Here is a 16,695-nt window from a genome sequence, read left to right as displayed (position 1 = left end):
GAGAGGACAAGGATGTTCATCAAGAAGCGGGTCATCGCCGCCGTCGCACTTGCGACAGGGTCGGCCATCGCGCTGGCCGGCTGCGCCGGCAGCCCTGAGCCGGCCGCCTCGTTCGATCCTGAGGAAGAGGTCACCCTCGACCTGGCCTTCTGGGGCAACGACGTCCGTGCCGACCTCTACAACAAGGCCATCGAGGCCTTCAACGAGGAATACCCCAACATCACGGTCAACTCCAGCTTCCTGGCCTTCCCGGAGTTCTGGGAGAAGCGCCAGACCGAGGCGGCGGGCAAGAACCTGCCCGACGTCATGCAGTTCGACTACTCGTACCTCCGTCAGTACTCCGAGAACGGGCTGCTGCTCGACCTCGACCCGTACCTGGGCGGCATCATCGAGACCGACCCGCTGCCCCAGAACATCCTGGACATCGGCGTCGTGAACGACACGACATACGGCATCGCGACCTCGACCAACGCCTGGGGCCTGTTCACGAACCCTGCGCTCCTCGAGGAAGCCGGCGTCGAGGACTTCGCCGGCGGATCGTGGGCGGACTACACCGACTGGATGGCGGAGGTGACCGAGGCGTCCGGCGGCGAGTTCTACGGCGGCAGCGACTACACCGGACGCATCCAGAACCTCGAGCTGCAGCTGCGCGCCGAAGGCGGCGAGCTGTTCACCGAGGAGGGCGAGCCCGGCTTCGACGAGGCGCGCCTGAAGGCCTTCTGGGAAGAGGGCCAGGCGATCCGCGACGGCATCGGCGTGCCGCAGCAGACGGTCGAAGAGGTTCTGCCGCTCGGCCCGTTCGACACCGCCAACACCGCGAGCGAGCTCACCTGGGACAACTTCGGTGCCGGCTACCTCGGCAACCTCGGCGAGTCGTACAGCGAGCTGAGCCTGCTCGCCCCGCCGGTGACCGAGGAAGGCGCGAAGGACCTGTACCTCAAGCCCTCCATGCTGCACTCGATCGCGTCGAACACCGACGCGCCCGAGGCGGCGGCGACCCTCGTCAACTTCCTCGTCAACTCGCCCCAGTCGGGCGAGATCTTCGGCACCAACCGCGGCCTGCCCGCCTCGGAGACCGCCCTCGCGGCGGCCGAGCTCGACCCGCTCAGCGAGCAGGTCAAGGCGCACGAAGAGGCCATCGCCGACCGCCTGGGCGACGCCCCGCCGGTCCCGATCGTCGGCTACGGCACGCTGGAGGAGAAGTTCCGCCAGCTGGGTGGCGAGCTGAACTTCGGCCGCATGAGCGTCGATGACGCCGTCTCGCAGTTCTTCACCGAGATGGACGTCGTCCTCAACAACTGATGACATGGCGGGGTCCGGACCGTTCCGGGCCCCGTCGTCGTCCTCCTCCTTCCCTCACACCCCCAGGAGCACCCCGTGAGCACTACCGCGACGAGAGTCGTCGTCACCGGAGGTCAGCGACGCCGTTCGCTGGTCCGGAACCGGCGCCCCGAGAAGCCGCTCGACCGGCCGGGACAGCGCTCGCGCATGCGTCGTGAGACCCTCGCCGGCTACGGCTTCCTCGTGCCCTGGCTCGTCGGCTTCCTGGGCCTCACCATCGTGCCGATGGCGTACTCGCTCTACCTCTCGTTCACGCGGTACAACATCTTCCAGCCGCCGTCCTGGACCGGGTTCGACAATTACGTGCGGCTGTTCACCGACGACCCGCAGTTCATCCAGTCGGCGCAGATCACCCTGGTGTACGTCCTCGTCGGCACCCCGATCACCCTGGCGGCCGCGCTCCTGGTCGCGATGCTGCTCAACTTCCGCGACAAGGGGTCGGGCTTCTTCCGGTCGGCCTTCTACGCGCCCTCCCTCATCGGCGGCTCGGTGTCGGTCGCGATCGTGTGGCGCGCGATGTTCGCGGGCGACGGACCGGTCGACAACTCGCTCAGCTTCTTCGGACTCGACCTCGGCGGCTGGATCGGCAACCCCGACCTCGTCCTCCCCGCCATGATCGTGCTGTCGATCTGGCAGTTCGGCGCGACGATGGTCATCTTCCTGGCAGGCCTCAAGCAGATCCCGAAGGAGCTGTACGAGGCCGCCGAGATGGACGGCGCCGGGTCGTGGCACCGCTTCCGCGCGGTGACGCTGCCGATGCTCTCTCCGGTCATCTTCTTCAACCTGCTGCTCGGGCTGATCGGCGCGTTCCAGGTCTTCGCCTCGGCGTACATCATCTCCAACGGCTCCGGCGGCCCCGCCGGGATGACCAACTTCATCACGCTCTACCTCTACAAGCGCGGTTTCGCCGACGGTCAGATGGGGTACGCATCCGCCATTGCGTGGGTGCTCCTGGTGGTCGTCGCCATCATCGCCGCCATCCTCTTCCGCACCCAGCGCTCCTGGGTGCACTACGCGGGAGACAACCGATGACCACGTCCACGGCCGGCTTCAGCTCGCCCAACGCCACCGACCTCACGTTCGCCGCACAGCAGGCGACGCCGCAGCCGCCCCGCAGGCGGAAGGTCAGCCGCAAGACGTGGCAGACCGTCATCTGGCTGGTCGCCCTCATCGCGCTGACCGCGCTGGTGCTGTACCCGCTCGTGTGGCTGCTGTTCTCCACGTTCAAGCCCAACGGCGAGTTCGGTCAGAACGCAGGGCTCATCCCGAACGCCCCGACGCTCGACAACTACACCAAAGTGCTCGAGGGCATCGCGGGTGTGCCGCTGTGGAAGTTCTTCGGGAACTCGCTGATCCTCGCCGTCGCCGCGGTCGTGGGCACTGTGATGTCGAGCGCCCTCGCGGCATACGCGTTCTCGCGGATCCAGTTCAAGGGCCTCGGCATCCTGTTCGCCGCGATGATCGGCACGCTGCTGCTGCCGTTCCACGTCGTGATCATCCCGCAGTACATCATGTTCAACAACTTCGGGCTGGTGGACACCTTCTGGCCGCTGATCCTGCCGAAGTTCCTGGCGACCGAGGCGTTCTTCGTCTTCCTGCTGGTGCAGTTCATGCGCCAGATGCCGCGTGACATGGACGAGGCGGCCCGCATCGACGGCGCGGGACACATCCGGATCTTCTGGGCGATCATCCTCCCGCTGATCAAGCCGGCCCTCATCACCTGCGCGATCTTCTCGTTCATCTGGTCGTGGAACGACTTCCTCGGGCCGCTGCTGTACCTGACCAGCCCCGAGAACTACCCGCTGCCGATCGCGCTGCGCCTGTACAACGACCAGTCCTCCACGAGCGACTACGGCGCGACGGTGACGGCATCCTTCCTCGCACTGCTTCCGGTGCTGCTCTTCTTCCTGGTGTTCCAGCGGTTCCTCGTCGACGGCGTCGCCACCCAGGGACTCAAGGGCTGACCATGGGCACCTCCCGCGGCTCCGACCGGCGCGCGCACCGCGCCGCCGCTCGGGCGGACCGCACCGGCAGCGGTCCCACCCTCGAGGAGCGCCCCGCGGTCCGGTTCCCCGGCGCCGGTGCGAAGTTCGCCCTGCTCGGCGAGGTCCTGCTCGTCGGGCTGCTGATCACGCTCGTCGGGGTGGTCGTGGTCACCCTGCCGGTGGCGCTCGCCGCGGGCATCCGCCACCTGCGCCGCTTCGTCGCGGCGGAGGACTCCCGGCTCGCGCTGTTCTGGGCCGACGTCCGCGCGGGCCTCGCCCCGGGTGCCGTCGTCGGGCTCGCGGCCACGGCGATCGCCCTCGTCCTGCTCCTCGACATCGATCTGGCCCGCTCCGGCTTCCTGCCGGGCGGGGCCGTCGTCGAGGTCGTCGGCTGGGCCGGGCTCGCCGCTCTGGGCGTCGCGCTGCTGACCGCCGCAGGGCTCTGGACACCGGCACGCGGCTGGCGTGCCGCGATCAAGGCCACGCCGGCCGCCGTCGCCGGAGACATCCGCGGATCGCTGTTCCTCCTCGCGGCCGCCGGCCTCGTCGTGCTGCTGACCTGGGTGCTCGCTCCGCTGTTCATCGCGGCGGTGGGATGCGCCGCCCTGGCCGTCGTCGCCGTCCCCGAGCGCCGCGCGTCCCGCTGAGCATCCTGCGTCACCCGAACCCGGGCTTCTGACGCCCGGGCTGTCATCGGTAACGTGGCGCGCACCGTCCGCTGTCGTCACCAGGAAGGATCCCCGTGACCGTTCACGGCTCGCTCGACCCCCGTTCCGCCTTCACCGACCTCGATCGCCGCCTGTTCGGCGGCTTCGTCGAGCACCTGGGTCGGCACATCTACGACGGGATCTTCGAGCCCGGTCATCCGACCGCGGGTGCCGACGGCTTCCGTCGCGACGTGATCGACCTGGTCGCCGAGCTCGGCGTGAGCACGATCCGGTACCCGGGCGGCAACTTCGTCTCGGGGTACCGCTGGGAGGACGGCATCGGGCCGCGGGCGGAACGCCCCCGGCGCCTCGACCTCGCCTGGCAGTCGACGGAGACGAACGAGATCGGGCTGCACGAGTTCGCCGACTGGCTGAGACTCGTCGGCAGTGATCTGATGCTCGCCGTCAACCTCGGCACGCGCGGGACGCAGGAGGCGATCGACCTGCTCGAGTACGCCAACGCGGACGCCGACACCCAGTGGACCCGGCAGCGCGTCGCGAACGGCAGGGCCGAGCCGTTCGGCGTCACGATGTGGTGCCTCGGCAATGAGATGGACGGCCCCTGGCAGATCGGCCACCGGAACGCCGACGACTACGGCAAGCTCGCCTCCCGCACCGCGAAGGCCATGCGGATGCTGGACCCGGACATCGAACTCGTCGTGTGCGGGTCGTCGGGCAGCGGGATGCCGACCTTCGGCTCGTGGGAGCGGACGGTCCTCGAGCACACGTTCGACGACGTCGATTTCATCTCGTGCCACTCCTACTATCAGGAGCACGGCGGCGATGCGCAGGAGTTCCTCGCCTCGGGCGTCGACATGGCGCGGTTCATCGAATCCGTCACCTCGATCGCGGACGCGGTCGCGGCGACGAAGAAGAGCGACAAGCGCATCATGATCTCCTTCGACGAGTGGAACGTCTGGTACCTCCACAACGAGGAGGGCGGCCAGAACGACAAGCCCGCCGAATCCGGCTGGCCGGTCGCGCCCCGTCTGCTCGAGGACCAGTACTCGGCGCTGGATGCCGTCGTCTTCGGCGATCTGATGATCACCCTCCTGCAGCACGCCGACCGCGTGCGCTCGGCATCCCTCGCTCAGCTGGTCAACGTCATCGCGCCGATCATGACCGAGCCGGGCGGTCCGGCCTGGCGGCAGACGACCTTCTTCCCGTTCGCGATCACGTCGCGTCTGGCCGGAGAGCGCGTCCTGCGGGTCCCGATCGACGCCGGCACGATTCCGAGCACCCGCTTCGGCTCGGTCCCCGCCGTCAATGCCGTCGCGACCGCGGATGCGGAGGGCATGAGCCTGTTCGTCGTGAACCGCTCCGTGTCGGACGCGGCGTCGGTCCGCATCGACGTCTCGGCGTTCGTCCGCGAACACGGCCGCGACCCTCGCATCGCCGAATCGCACCTGCTGCACGAGGACGACATCTACGCCGCGAACACGCTGGCCGAGCCGGAGCGCGTCGGCGTGCGTCCGCTGTCGGATGCCGTCGTGTCCGGCGGCGTCCTCGAGCTGCCGCTGGCCGCCGTCAGCTGGGCCGCCGTCCGCCTGGTCTGACCCCGCGGCCCGCGCGTTCCGGGATCACTTGCAGAAAGCGCCTTCCGGTGGCATCCTGGGTGCAACGGAAAGCGCTTACCGCATCTCGGTCCGCGCCTGAGAGACCAAAGGACTCCCTGTGTCAGAGACGACCCTCGCCCCCGCCCCCGCCGCGGCTGCTCCGACTCCCGCCGTGCGCGAGATCGGCATCATCATGAACGGCGTGTCCGGCCGGATGGGATACCGGCAGCACCTCGTGCGCTCGATCCTCGCCATCCGCGAGCAGGGCGGCATCGAGCTGCCCGACGGATCCCGCATCACCGTCAAGCCGCTTCTCGTCGGCCGCAGCGAGGCCAAGCTCGCCGAGCTCGCCGCCAAGCACGGCATCGAGGACTACACGACGGATCTGGATGCCGCTCTGGCCGATCCGCGCTGGGAGATCTACGCCGACTTCCTCGTCACGAAGGCGCGGGCGACGGCGCTTCGCAAGGCCATCGCCGCGGGCAAGACCATCTACACCGAGAAGCCCACGGCCGAGTCGGTGGAAGAGGCCCTCGAGCTCGCGAAGCTCGCCGCCGAGGCGGGTGTCAAGACGGGCGTCGTGCACGACAAGCTCTACCTCCCCGGCCTGCAGAAGCTGAAGCGCCTCATCGACTCCGGCTTCTTCGGCCGCATCCTCTCGGTGCGCGGCGAGTTCGGGTACTGGGTCTTCGAGGGCGACTGGCAGCCGGCCCAGCGCCCCAGCTGGAACTACCGCGCCGAGGACGGCGGCGGCATCATCGTCGACATGTTCCCCCACTGGAACTACGTGCTGGAGAACCTGTTCGGCGAGGTCAAGTCGGTTTATGCGAAGGCCGCCATCCACATCGCCGATCGCTGGGACGAGAAGGGCGAGCACTACACCGCGACCGCCGAGGACGCCGCTTACGGCGTGTTCGAGCTCGAGGGCGACATCGTCGCGCAGATCAACTCGTCGTGGACGGTCCGTGTGAACCGCGACGAGCTCGTCGAGTTCCATGTCGACGGCACGCACGGCTCCGCCGTGGTCGGACTGTTCGGCGCGAAGATCCAGCCGCGCAACGCGACGCCGAAGCCCGTCTGGAACCCCGACCTCGAGGACACGCACGACTACGACGCCGACTGGCAGTCCGTGCCCACCAACGACGTCTTCCTCAACGGCTTCCGCCAGCAGTGGGAGGAGTTCCTCGTCTCGTACGTCCAGGACACCCGCTACGAGTTCGACCTGCTGGCCGGCGCCCGCGGCGTGATGCTCGCCGAGGCCGGCCTGCAGTCGAGCCGCGAGGGACGCAAGGTCGAGCTGCCCGCGCTGACGCTGGACTGATCGATGGCGCACCTCACCCTCCTCGCCGGCGACGGCACGTCCCGACGCGCGGACCTCGTCGACACGTCCGGCTTCGAGCGCCCCACCGCGCCCCTCCGCAGTCGCATCGCGTATGCGGCCGCGCACGTCGTGCCGCACACCCATGCCGACAACACGCCGGGGCAGCCCGCGGACATCGACTGGGATGCCACGCTCGCGTTCCGCCGCAACGTGTACTCCTGGGGCCTCGGCGTCGCCGACGCCATGGACACCGCGCAGCGGAACATGGGACTCGACGCCGCGGCGACCCGCGAGCTCATCACGCGGTCGGCGCAGGTCGCCCGCGAGGAGGGCGGCTCGGTCGTCGTCGGCGTGAACACGGATCACATCGCCGACGAGCGCATCTCGATCGACCAGGTCATCGATGCGTACCTCGAGCAGCTGCACTTCACCGAAGAGCAGGGCGCCGGCCCCGTGCTGATGGCGTCCCGGCACCTGGCGCGCGCGGCGGAGTCCGCCGAGGACTACCGCCGCGTCTACCGCGCGGTCCTCTCGCAGGCGACCACGCCCGTCGTGCTGCACTGGCTGGGCACCGCGTTCGACCCGCAGCTGCAGGGCTACTTCGGTGCCGACGACTGGCAGACCGCCTCGGCGGTGCTGCGGGAGATCATCGAGGACAACGTCGACAGGGTCGCGGGCGTCAAGATGAGCCTGCTGGACGCCGCGTCCGAGGTGTCGGTGCGCGAGCGTCTGCCCGAGGGCGTGCGCATGTTCACCGGGGACGACTTCAACTACGTGGGCCTCATCGGCGGAGCCGACGTCCCGGACGCCCCGCAGCCGCCGCGGGACCCGTCGGCGGCGCAGCAGCACTCCGACGCCCTGCTCGGCGCTTTCGCGGCGCTGACGCCGGTGGCATCCGCCGCCATCCAGGCGCTGGACGCCGGTGACGCGGCGCGCTACCTCGACATCCTGGCGCCGACCGAGGAGCTCTCGCGTCAGGTGTTCGCCGCCCCCACCTTCTATTACAAGACGGGTGTCGCCTTCCTCGCCTGGCTCAACGGGCACCAGCCCGCCTTCCAGATGGTCGGCGGCCTGCACTCGGCGCGGAGCCTTCCGCACCTCTCCCGCATCGTCGAGCTCGCGAACGACGCGAAGGCGTTCGAGCGCCCCGAGCTCGCCGCCGAGCGATGGCACGCGATGCTCCGCCTGAACGGACTGGACGCATGACCTCTTCACTCGCCGCCGTCGACGCCCGGCTGTCGATCAACCAGGGCACGCTGAAGCACGCCGACCTCGCCACCGCCCTGCAGGTGACGGCGGATGCCGGCATCCGCTCCATCGGCCTGTGGCGGGAGCCGGTGCAGGAGGTCGGGCTCGCCACCGCCGCGAGCATGCTCGCGGATTCGGGTCTGCGCTTCTCCACGCACTGCCGGTCGGGGTTCTTCACGATGCCCGAGGGCCCGGCCCGCCGCGCGTCGATCGCCGACAACCTGCGCGCCATCGACGAGGCGGCCACGCTCGCCGCGGCGGGGGCGCCCGGCTCGTCGGCGGTCCTCGTGCTCGTCGCGGGCGGGCTGCCCGAGGGGTCTCGCGACCTGGTGGGCGCGCGCGAGCTCGTGCGCGACGCGATCGGGGAGCTGGCTCCGGATGCCGCCGCCGCGGGCGTCACGCTGGCTCTCGAGCCGCTCCACCCCATGTACGCGACCGACCGCTGCGTCGTGTCGACGCTCGGCCAGGCGCTCGACATCGCGGCCGATTTCGACCCGTCGGTCGTCGGCGTGACGGTCGACACGTTCCACGTCTTCTGGGACCCCGACGTGTACGACTCGATCGAGCGGGCGGGCCGCGAGGCGCGCATCGCGACGTACCAGGTGTGCGACTGGAAGACCCCGCTCCCGGCGGATGTGCTGCTCGGCCGCCACTACCCGGGCGACGGCGTCATCGACCTGGCGCGCCTCACCCGGGCCGTCGTCGACACCGGATACACCGGCGACGTCGAGGTCGAGATCTTCAATGCAGACATCTGGAGCGCGGCGCCGGCAGAGGTCGCACGTCGGACGGCGGAGACCTTCGCGGCATCCGTCTCGCCGCACCTCTGAGCCCTCCCGGGAACGCCGACGACCTCGCCATAGACTTCCGACCATGACCGACCCCACGCCGATCCGCCGCACCGTCACGCTCGGCGCCGTCACTCTCGACGATGTCGCGCGCGAAGCGGGGGTCTCGCTGGCGACGGCGTCGCGCGCGCTGAACGGCTCGACCCGCAAGGTCGCGGACTCCTACCGCGAGCGGGTGGAGGCCGCGGCCGCGCGTCTCGGATACACGGCGAACCTGTCCGCGCAGGCCACCGCGCGCGGCACCTCCGCGATCATCGCCCTGCTGGTCGCCGACATCGCCGACCCGTACTTCGGTCTCATTGCCGCCGGCGTGGCCCGCGGTGCTGACGAGGCGGGCCTCGTCGTCACCGTCGCGATCACCGAGCGCGATCCCGCCCGGGAGGTCCGGCTGGTGCGGGCGCTGCGCGGTCAGCGGCCCCGAGGGCTGATCCTCGCCGCCTCCCGCAACACCGCGGGGGAGGACGCCGGACTCGCCCGCGAGCTCGAGCAGCTGTCGGCGACGGGCGGCCGTGTCGTCGCGCTCGGCGCCGGCGTGACGGGCGCTCGGTCGCTCATCCTCGACAACCGTGCCGGTGCCGAGGCTCTCGCGACGGCCCTCGTCGAGCGGGGCTACCGCCGGGCGGTCGTGCTCGCGGCCGCCGAGGGCACGATCACGAGCGACGCCCGTCTCGACGGGTTCGCGAACGGATTCGTGACCGCGGGCGGCGACGAACCGCGGGTGTACCGCGGCCGCTTCACCCGCGAGTCGGGCCACGAGATGATGACGCGGGCGCTCGCGGACGGCATCGAACCGGGCACGGTCGTCTTCGGCATCAGCGATGTCGTCGCGATCGGCGCGATGTCGGCGCTCCGATCCGCCGGCCGCGCGCCCGGCGAGGACATCGCCCTCGCGGGCTTCGACGACATCCCCACCGGGCGTGATGTGACGCCCGCGCTCACGACCGTCCGAGTGCCGCTGGAAGAGGTCGGCTACCAGGCGTTCCGTGCGGCGATCGATCCGGAGTGGACGCCGAACGACGACACGCTGCGGCTCGAGGTGCTGGTGCGGGCCAGCACCCCCGCGCTCACGTCGGCGGAGCCGTCACCGGCCGTCGCCGCGCCGCACGCATGACGGTCGTCATCGCCCTGGACAGCTTCAAGGGGTCGATCCCGGCCGCCTCGGCCGCGACGGAGATCGCAGCCGGCTGGCGCTCCGCCGACCCCGGCGCCCAGGTCGTCCTCCGCCCCATGGCCGACGGCGGGGAGGGGACCCTCGATGCCTTCGCGGCGGCCGTCCCCGGCGCCGAGCGGATGCCGGTGCGGGTGCGAGGCCCGCGAGGGGCCGAGGTGCCGGCTTCCTGGCTCCGCCTGCCGGGCGGGACCGCCGTCGTGGAGCTCGCGTCGACCAGCGGCATCGAGCTGCTGGGCGATGCCCGGCTGCCCTGGGATGCCGACACCACCGGCTTCGGCGAGGCGATCGCCGCCGCCCTCGACGCGGGTGCCACGCGCCTCGTCCTCGGGATCGGCTCGTCGGCCTCGTCGGACGGCGGAACCGGGATGCTGCGTGCGCTCGGAGCCAGGTTCCACGACGCCGACGGCCTTGACGTCCCCCGTGGCGCGCGGGGGCTGGCCGCCATCGCAGCGGCCGACTTCTCCCGGCTCCGGGCGCTGCCGCCCGGAGGCGTCATCGTCCTCAGCGACGTGACGAACCCGCTCACCGGTCCGCGCGGCGCGGCCGCCGTCTTCGGGCCGCAGAAGGGCCTCGCCCCCGCCGACATCCCGGCGGTGGATGCCGCGCTCGTCCGGTTCGCCGCAGTCGTCGGCGCCGGTGCGCAGGCGGCGGCGCGCGGTGTCGTCGGGGGGCGAGGGGACGCCGCCGCACCGCTCGACCCGACGATGCCCGGAGCGGGCGCCGCCGGGGGCACCGGCTTCGCCCTGGCGGCGTGGGGCGCACGACTCGTCCCGGGAGCCGGCGAGGTCGCCGATCTCATCGGGCTGCGGGACGCGATCGCGGCGGCATCCGTCGTCGTGACCGGCGAAGGATCGTTCGACGGGCAGTCGGCGGCCGGCAAGGTCCCCTCGTTCGTGCAGGTGCTCGCCGCCGAGCAGGGCGTTCCGACCGTCCTCGTGGCAGGCCGGATCACGCCGGATGCCGACGTCTCGTCGTTCGCGACCGCGGTCTCGCTGACCGACCTCGCCGGCAGCGCCACCGCCTCGCTGGCCGCGCCCGGCCGATGGCTGCGCGAGGCGGGCCGCCTGCTCGCGGACGGCCGCTCATCCTGAGCAGAACTCCTGGCCGCGGTCTATATCAGGGGCATCGCGAGACGTGCAACCCCTCGTCATCGCACCCCCGTCCGACCGTACCCTCGGGTGAGGCAGCCAGCCCGCACTGACGTCCGCGTCGGTGACGACCCGGAGCGTTCGATCCGTCGATCTCTCCCCGAGCAGCTCGGACCGCGGCGGGAGATTCCCCCCATCCGATCCGGGCATGACACCGAACAACACCTGCACCACAGCACCCGGATGCAGAATCGCGGCATCCGCCGCCCAACGGAGGGACACATCCCATGCGCAATTCACCCAACCGCCTCGTCGCCACGATCTTCGGCGCGGTCTACATCCTCGTCGGCCTGCTCGGCTTCACCGCGACCGCGGGTGTCGACTTCGTCGCCACCGACGGCGGCCTGCTCCTCGGCATCTTCGAGGTCAACCCGCTGCACAACATCGCCCACCTCCTGATCGGTGCGGCGCTGCTCATCGGCGGTCTCTCCAACGTCCGCGCGGCGAAGGCCGTGAACCTCATCGTCGGTGCCGCCTACCTGCTGCTCGGCATCGTCGGCTTCTTCATCGCGGACACCGGCGCGAACGTCCTCGCGCTGAACACGGCTGACCACTTCCTGCACCTCGCCAGCGCGCTGATCCTCCTGGGTGTCGCGCTCGCCGCAGACAAGAACGTCGCGCCGCGCGAAGCCGTCTGATGCCGCTTTCCGCACTGACCCGCTCGTGGCCCACGCTCGCCGCGTGGGGCGCGGGGCTCCTGGAGATGGGCCTCGGTGCGGGGGCACTCACGCAAGGATCGAGTGCCGCCGCGCGCGGCACCGGGATCCTGCTGGTTACCGCGGGAGCCGCGGCACTCCTCTGGGGTGTCGTGGCTCTCGCGAAGGCCCGCGTCGTCGCGCCGCGCAGCGGCGCCCTGTCCGCGATCGCCGGCCTCGTCGGAGCCACCGCGGCTCTTATCGTCGACCCGGGTCGGATCAGCGCCCTCGCGGTCGCGGTGATCGTGCTGCTGTCGCTCGTGTACGGCGTCGCGGCGGCTGCCGTCCTGCGCCGCGCGGCGCGTGGCGGCAGCGCTCCGGCGGCGGCCCCGTCCGACGCCACGGACCAGACGCCCGCCCGCACCGTGCCACGGACCAGCATGCTCGGTCTGGTGGCCGGCTGCGTGGTCGTCGCGGGCCTCGTCACGCCGGCACTCGGGTCGACCGCGGTGGGCAGCGATGCGCCCGACCACTCCGAGCACCGGCTGATCCTGCCCGGCCACGGGCACTGACCCGAGGCGCGCGCCCGACGGCGCTGGCGTGACCGACGCCGCGGCACCGTCCCCGGCATCGGCTGCGAGGCCGTGCACCGGCGTCGGTAGCCGGAAGCCTCCGCACCGGGCGCACGCGAACGCCGCGCGGGCCGACCGGATGCCGGTCGCTCCGCGCGGCGTTCGCGTCGCTGACTACAGCCCCCGGGCGAGGCGGTAGTAGGCCTGGTTCCAGCGCAGCTCCTTCGTGAAGCCGCGGACCGTCGTGTCGTCGTCGATGACGAGCAGCTCGGTGCCCGCGATGTCGGCGAAGTCGCGGAACACGTCGATGCCGACCGCCGTCGTCATCACAGTGTGGTGCGCGGCACCCGCCGCGAGCCAGCACGCCGCCGACGTCGCGAAGTCGGGAGCCGGCTCCCACACGGCGCGGCCGACCGGCAGCTTCGGCAGGTCGGGCGCGTCGACGTTCTGCACCACGTTCGCGACGAGGCGGAACCGGTCGCGCATGTCGCTCATCGCGACGACGAGGGCCGGGCCGGCGTCCGCGGTGAACACCAGGCGCACCGGGTCGGACTTCCCACCGATCCCCAGCTCGTGCACTTCGAGGCGCGGCTTCGCGGTCGTGAGCGACGGCGACACCTCGAGCATGTGCGCGCCGAGGATCCGCTCCTGGCCGGGAACGAGGTCGTACGTGTAGTCCTCCATGAGGCTCGCCCCGCCGGGCAGGCCCGCACCCATGACGTTCGCGACGCGCACGAGGATCGCCGTCTTCCAGTCGCCCTCCGCGCCGAAGCCGTAGCCCTCCGCCATCAGGCGCTGCACGGCCAGGCCGGGGAGCTGCGTGAGAGCGCCGAGGTCCTCGAACGACGTCGTGAAGGCGCCGAACCCGCCGGCTTCGAGGAACGAGCGCAGACCGACCTCGATGGCGGCGCCGTCGCGGAGCGACTGGTGCCGTTCGGCGCCGGGGAGGAGCTCCTCGGCCACGTCGTAGGACACGATGTACTCGGCGACGAGGGCATCGACCTGCTCGTCGGTGGCCTGGGCCACGGCATCCGCCAGCTCGTTCACGCCCCACGTGTTGACCTGAACCCCGAACTGGAGCTCCGCCTCGGTCTTGTCGCCCTCGGTGACGGCGACGTAGCGCATGTTGTCGCCGAAGCGGGCGAGCTTGAGGGTGCGGGCGGCCTGCCAGCCGGCCGCGGCCCGCTGCCAGTCCTCGATCTGGCGGAGGACGGCGGGGTTCGACACGTGGCCGACGACCGTCTTGCGCGCGACGCCCAGTCGGGTCTGGATGTACCCGAACTCCCGGTCGCCGTGGGCGGCCTGGTTGAGGTTCATGAAGTCGAAGTCGATGTCGGCCCACGGCAGCTCGACGTTCGCCTGGGTGTGCAGGTGGAGCAGCGGCTTGCGCAGTGCGTCGAGGCCCGAGATCCACATCTTGGCGGGGCTGAAGGTGTGCATCCACGCCATGACGCCGATGACCGAGTCGTCGGCGTTCGCCTCGAGGGCGAGGCGGCGGATCGAGTCCGCGTCCTTCAGGACGGGCTTCCACTCGACCCGCACCGGCAGGCCGGTGAGTCCTGCGACGACGACCTGGGACTGCTCGGCCACCTGGCGGAGCGTCTCCTCGCCGTACAGGTTCTGGCTGCCGGTGACGAACCAGACGGTGTACTGCTCGAGAGAGGTGGAGAGGGTCATGCGGTTCCTTCGATCGATGAGCGGATGCCGCCGGTCCGCAGCGCCGTCACGGCGGCGGCTTCGACGGCGAGGCCGGCGCGGTAGTGGCTGAGGTAGCGGGCGAACCCGGCGACGTCGGCCGGGTCGGGCGCGACGGTGACGGATGCGGCGCCCGCGAAGACGCGGTCGCGGAGATAGTCGGCGAGGCCGGCACGGTCGGCGGATGCCGCCTGTGCGGCGGCGGCGTAGGCGGCGAGCACCGCCATGCCCCACGCGCCGCCCTCGCCGGCGGTGTCGCCGACCGTCACGGGCGCGTCGAGCGCTCCGGCGAGCAGGCGCTGCGCGACGCCCGCGGTGCGGAAGATGCCGCCGTGGGCGAAGAGCTCGTCGAGCGCCACCCCCTCGTCGGCGAGCGTCTGCATGCCCATCGCGAGCGTCGCGAAGACGCCATGCACGTGGGCGCGCATCGTGTTCGCGAGCGTGAAGTCGGCATCCGGCGTGCGCACGAACAGCGGCCGGCCCTCGTCGAGGCCGGCGATCGGCTCCCCGGAGAGATGGTTGTAGGCGAGCAGGCCACCGGCATCGGGAGCGCCCGACAGGGCGGCGCCGAGCAGCGTCTCGAAGACGGCATCCGTCGGCATCGGCGTGCCGGCCGCCGCCGCGAACGCGCCGAAGAGCGACGCCCACGCCGCGAGCTCGCTCGCGCCGTTGTTGCAGTGGACCATCGCGACCGGGTCGCCGGCGGGCGTCGTGACCAGGTCGATCTCGGTGTGCACGCGCGCGAGCGGCTGCTCGAGCACGACCATCGCGAAGATGCTCGTGCCGGCGCTGACGTTGCCGGTCCGCGGTGCGACGGCGTTAGTGGCGACCATGCCGGTGCCGGCATCGCCCTCGGGGGGCGCGGCGACCGCACCGGGCCGGAGCGCGCCGGTCGGGTCGAGGAGGGCGGCGCCGTCCGCGGTGAGGCGGCCGGCATCCGCCCCCGCGGGGAGCACCGCCGGCAGCAGGTCGGTCACGCTGCGCCCGCCCAGGACGGAGGCGGCGCAGGCGTCGTACGCGGCGACCCGGTCGCGGTCGTAGTCGCCGTGCGCGTCGATCGGGAACATGCCCGACGCGTCGCCGACGCCGAGGACGAAGCGGCCGGTGAGGCGGTGGTGGACCCACCCGGCGAGGGTGTTGATGCTCGAGAGCCGGCCGACGTGCGGCTCGTCGTCGAGGATCGCCTGGTGCAGGTGGGCGATCGACCAGCGCAGCGGGATGTTCACGCCGAGGAGGTCGGTGAGCTCGGCTGCCGCCGGTCCGGTCGACGTGTTGCGCCAGGTCCGGAACGGGACGAGCAGCCCGCCGCTCTCGTCGAACGCGAGATAGCCGTGCATCATCGCGGAGACGCCGACCGCGGCGAGGCCCGTGAGCGCGACGCCGTGGCGACGGTGGACGTCGGCGGCGAGGTCGGCGTAGGCGGCCTGCAGGCCCGACCACACGGCATCCGCCGCGTAGGTCCACACGCCGTCGACGAGCTCGTTCTGCCACTCCGAGCTCCCCACGGCGAGCACGCGGCTCGGATCGGCCGCGTCGACGACGCAGGCCTTGATCCGGGTGGAGCCGAGCTCGATGCCGAGGGCGCCGCCGCCGGCGGCGAGGACGGATGCCGCGTCGCGTGCCTCGGGGCGTTCCGCGGCGGCTGCCGTGTGCGCTCCGGCGCTCATCGGCGGTCGTCCGAGCTCTGGCCGTACACGTTCTGATAGCGGTTGTAGAGCGCGTCGATCCTGTCCTGCGGGATCGGGATGAGTTCGCCGCCCTGCCGGGCGAGGTGGACGGTGCGCGCGGCGTCCTCGCACATCACGGCGGCCTTCACGGCGTCCTTCGCGCTGACGCCGATCGTGAACGGTCCGTGGTTCTGCATCAGGACGGCGCGGGAGCGGTGGCCGCGCAGGGTCTCGACGATGCCGCGACCGATCGAGTCGTCGCCGATGATCGCGAACGGGCCGATCGGGATCGGGCCGCCGAACTCGTCGGCCATCCCGGTGATGACGCACGGGATCTCCTCTCCGCGCGCCGCCCAGGCGACGGCGTACGGGGAGTGGGTGTGCACGACGCCGCCGACGTCCGGCATGTTCCGGTAGACGTACGCGTGCGCCGCGGTGTCGCTCGAGGGCGACCGGTCGCTGCCGGGAGTGCCCGGGACGACCGTCCCGTCCAGGTCGCACAGGATCATGTTCTCGGGGGCGAGGTCGTCGTACGAGACGCCGGAGGGCTTGATCACGAACAGGTCGGCGCCGGGCACCCGCCCCGAGACGTTGCCGCCGGTCCAGACGACGAGGCCGTAGCGGACGAGTTCGGCGTGCAGGGCGGCCACGTCGGTGCGGACGGCGTCGATCGCCTGCTGCAGCGCGGGGGTGATCGCCTCGTTGGGATCGGTCATGGCGTAGATGTTACCGATAACATCGACGAGCCGCCACCCCGAGCCGCCCACCCCGATCCCGACGCGGACGGCGCGTGGCGGACCC

At 71.4% G+C, this 16,695-nt stretch carries 15 protein-coding genes; 12 read left to right on the top strand and 3 right to left on the bottom strand.

Annotated features, from left to right (window positions below; translation table 11 throughout):
* Nucleotides 1-12: 12 nt before the first annotated feature.
* The 12 genes from AB3M83_RS00500 to AB3M83_RS00445 all read left to right on the top strand — a co-directional run bounded on the left by AB3M83_RS00500 (nt 13) and on the right by AB3M83_RS00445 (nt 12,532).
* The gene (locus tag AB3M83_RS00500; RefSeq protein ID WP_412944385.1) at nt 13-1,302 is read left to right on the top strand and encodes an ABC transporter substrate-binding protein; all 1,290 of its coding nucleotides are present in this window, start codon (nt 13-15) and stop codon (nt 1,300-1,302) included.
* A gap of 75 nt (nt 1,303-1,377) precedes the next feature.
* Complete coding sequence (locus AB3M83_RS00495) at nt 1,378-2,373, top strand: carbohydrate ABC transporter permease (RefSeq protein ID WP_412944384.1); 996 nt, start codon at nt 1,378-1,380, stop codon at nt 2,371-2,373.
* A complete protein-coding gene (locus AB3M83_RS00490) occupies nt 2,370-3,305 on the top strand; it encodes a carbohydrate ABC transporter permease (RefSeq protein ID WP_412944383.1) in 936 nt (311 codons plus the stop codon). The genes AB3M83_RS00495 and AB3M83_RS00490 overlap by 4 nt, the downstream gene beginning before the upstream one ends.
* A gap of 2 nt (nt 3,306-3,307) precedes the next feature.
* Nucleotides 3,308-3,973, top strand: coding sequence for a hypothetical protein (locus AB3M83_RS00485; RefSeq protein WP_412944382.1), 666 nt, complete (start codon nt 3,308-3,310; stop codon nt 3,971-3,973).
* 95 nt (nt 3,974-4,068) lie between these two features.
* Entirely contained in the window at nt 4,069-5,589 is a 1,521-nt protein-coding gene (gene arfA, locus AB3M83_RS00480) for an arabinosylfuranosidase ArfA (RefSeq protein WP_412944381.1), read from the top strand.
* 118 nt (nt 5,590-5,707) lie between these two features.
* Complete coding sequence (locus tag AB3M83_RS00475; RefSeq protein WP_412944380.1) at nt 5,708-6,910, top strand: Gfo/Idh/MocA family protein; 1,203 nt, start codon at nt 5,708-5,710, stop codon at nt 6,908-6,910.
* Nucleotides 6,911-6,913: 3 nt separating this feature from the next.
* On the top strand, nt 6,914-8,116 hold the full coding sequence (locus AB3M83_RS00470; RefSeq protein ID WP_412944379.1) for a dihydrodipicolinate synthase family protein: 1,203 nt from the start codon (nt 6,914-6,916) through the stop codon (nt 8,114-8,116).
* Nucleotides 8,113-8,988, top strand: a complete 876-nt coding sequence (locus AB3M83_RS00465; protein WP_412944378.1) for a sugar phosphate isomerase/epimerase family protein — start codon at nt 8,113-8,115, stop codon at nt 8,986-8,988. Before AB3M83_RS00470 ends, AB3M83_RS00465 begins: the two co-directional genes overlap by 4 nt.
* Nucleotides 8,989-9,031: 43 nt before the next feature.
* Entirely contained in the window at nt 9,032-10,117 is a 1,086-nt protein-coding gene (locus tag AB3M83_RS00460) for a LacI family DNA-binding transcriptional regulator (RefSeq protein ID WP_412944377.1), read from the top strand.
* Nucleotides 10,114-11,268, top strand: a complete 1,155-nt coding sequence (locus AB3M83_RS00455) for a glycerate kinase (protein ID WP_412944376.1) — start codon at nt 10,114-10,116, stop codon at nt 11,266-11,268. Before AB3M83_RS00460 ends, AB3M83_RS00455 begins: the two co-directional genes overlap by 4 nt.
* A gap of 284 nt (nt 11,269-11,552) precedes the next feature.
* On the top strand, nt 11,553-11,963 hold the full coding sequence (locus AB3M83_RS00450; RefSeq protein WP_412944375.1) for a DUF4383 domain-containing protein: 411 nt from the start codon (nt 11,553-11,555) through the stop codon (nt 11,961-11,963).
* Complete coding sequence (locus AB3M83_RS00445) at nt 11,963-12,532, top strand: hypothetical protein (protein WP_412944374.1); 570 nt, start codon at nt 11,963-11,965, stop codon at nt 12,530-12,532. The genes AB3M83_RS00450 and AB3M83_RS00445 overlap by 1 nt, the downstream gene beginning before the upstream one ends.
* Before the next feature lie 174 nt (nt 12,533-12,706).
* On the opposite strand, the gene araA is transcribed toward AB3M83_RS00445, so the two are convergent.
* The 3 genes from araA to AB3M83_RS00430 are packed head-to-tail and all read right to left on the bottom strand — an operon-like array spanning nt 12,707 to nt 16,610.
* On the bottom strand, nt 12,707-14,209 hold the full coding sequence (araA, locus tag AB3M83_RS00440) for an L-arabinose isomerase (protein ID WP_412944373.1): 1,503 nt from the start codon (nt 14,207-14,209) through the stop codon (nt 12,707-12,709).
* Complete coding sequence (locus AB3M83_RS00435; RefSeq protein WP_412944372.1) at nt 14,206-15,894, bottom strand: xylulokinase; 1,689 nt, start codon at nt 15,892-15,894, stop codon at nt 14,206-14,208. Before AB3M83_RS00435 ends, araA begins: the two co-directional genes overlap by 4 nt.
* Entirely contained in the window at nt 15,891-16,610 is a 720-nt protein-coding gene (locus AB3M83_RS00430; RefSeq protein WP_412944371.1) for an L-ribulose-5-phosphate 4-epimerase, read from the bottom strand. Before AB3M83_RS00430 ends, AB3M83_RS00435 begins: the two co-directional genes overlap by 4 nt.
* Nucleotides 16,611-16,695: the final 85 nt, after the last annotated feature.

Source organism: Microbacterium pasadenense (genome assembly GCF_047246565.1).
Taxonomy (GTDB): Bacteria; Actinomycetota; Actinomycetes; order Actinomycetales; family Microbacteriaceae; genus Microbacterium.
This window is presented reverse-complemented; position numbering and strand designations above follow the sequence as displayed.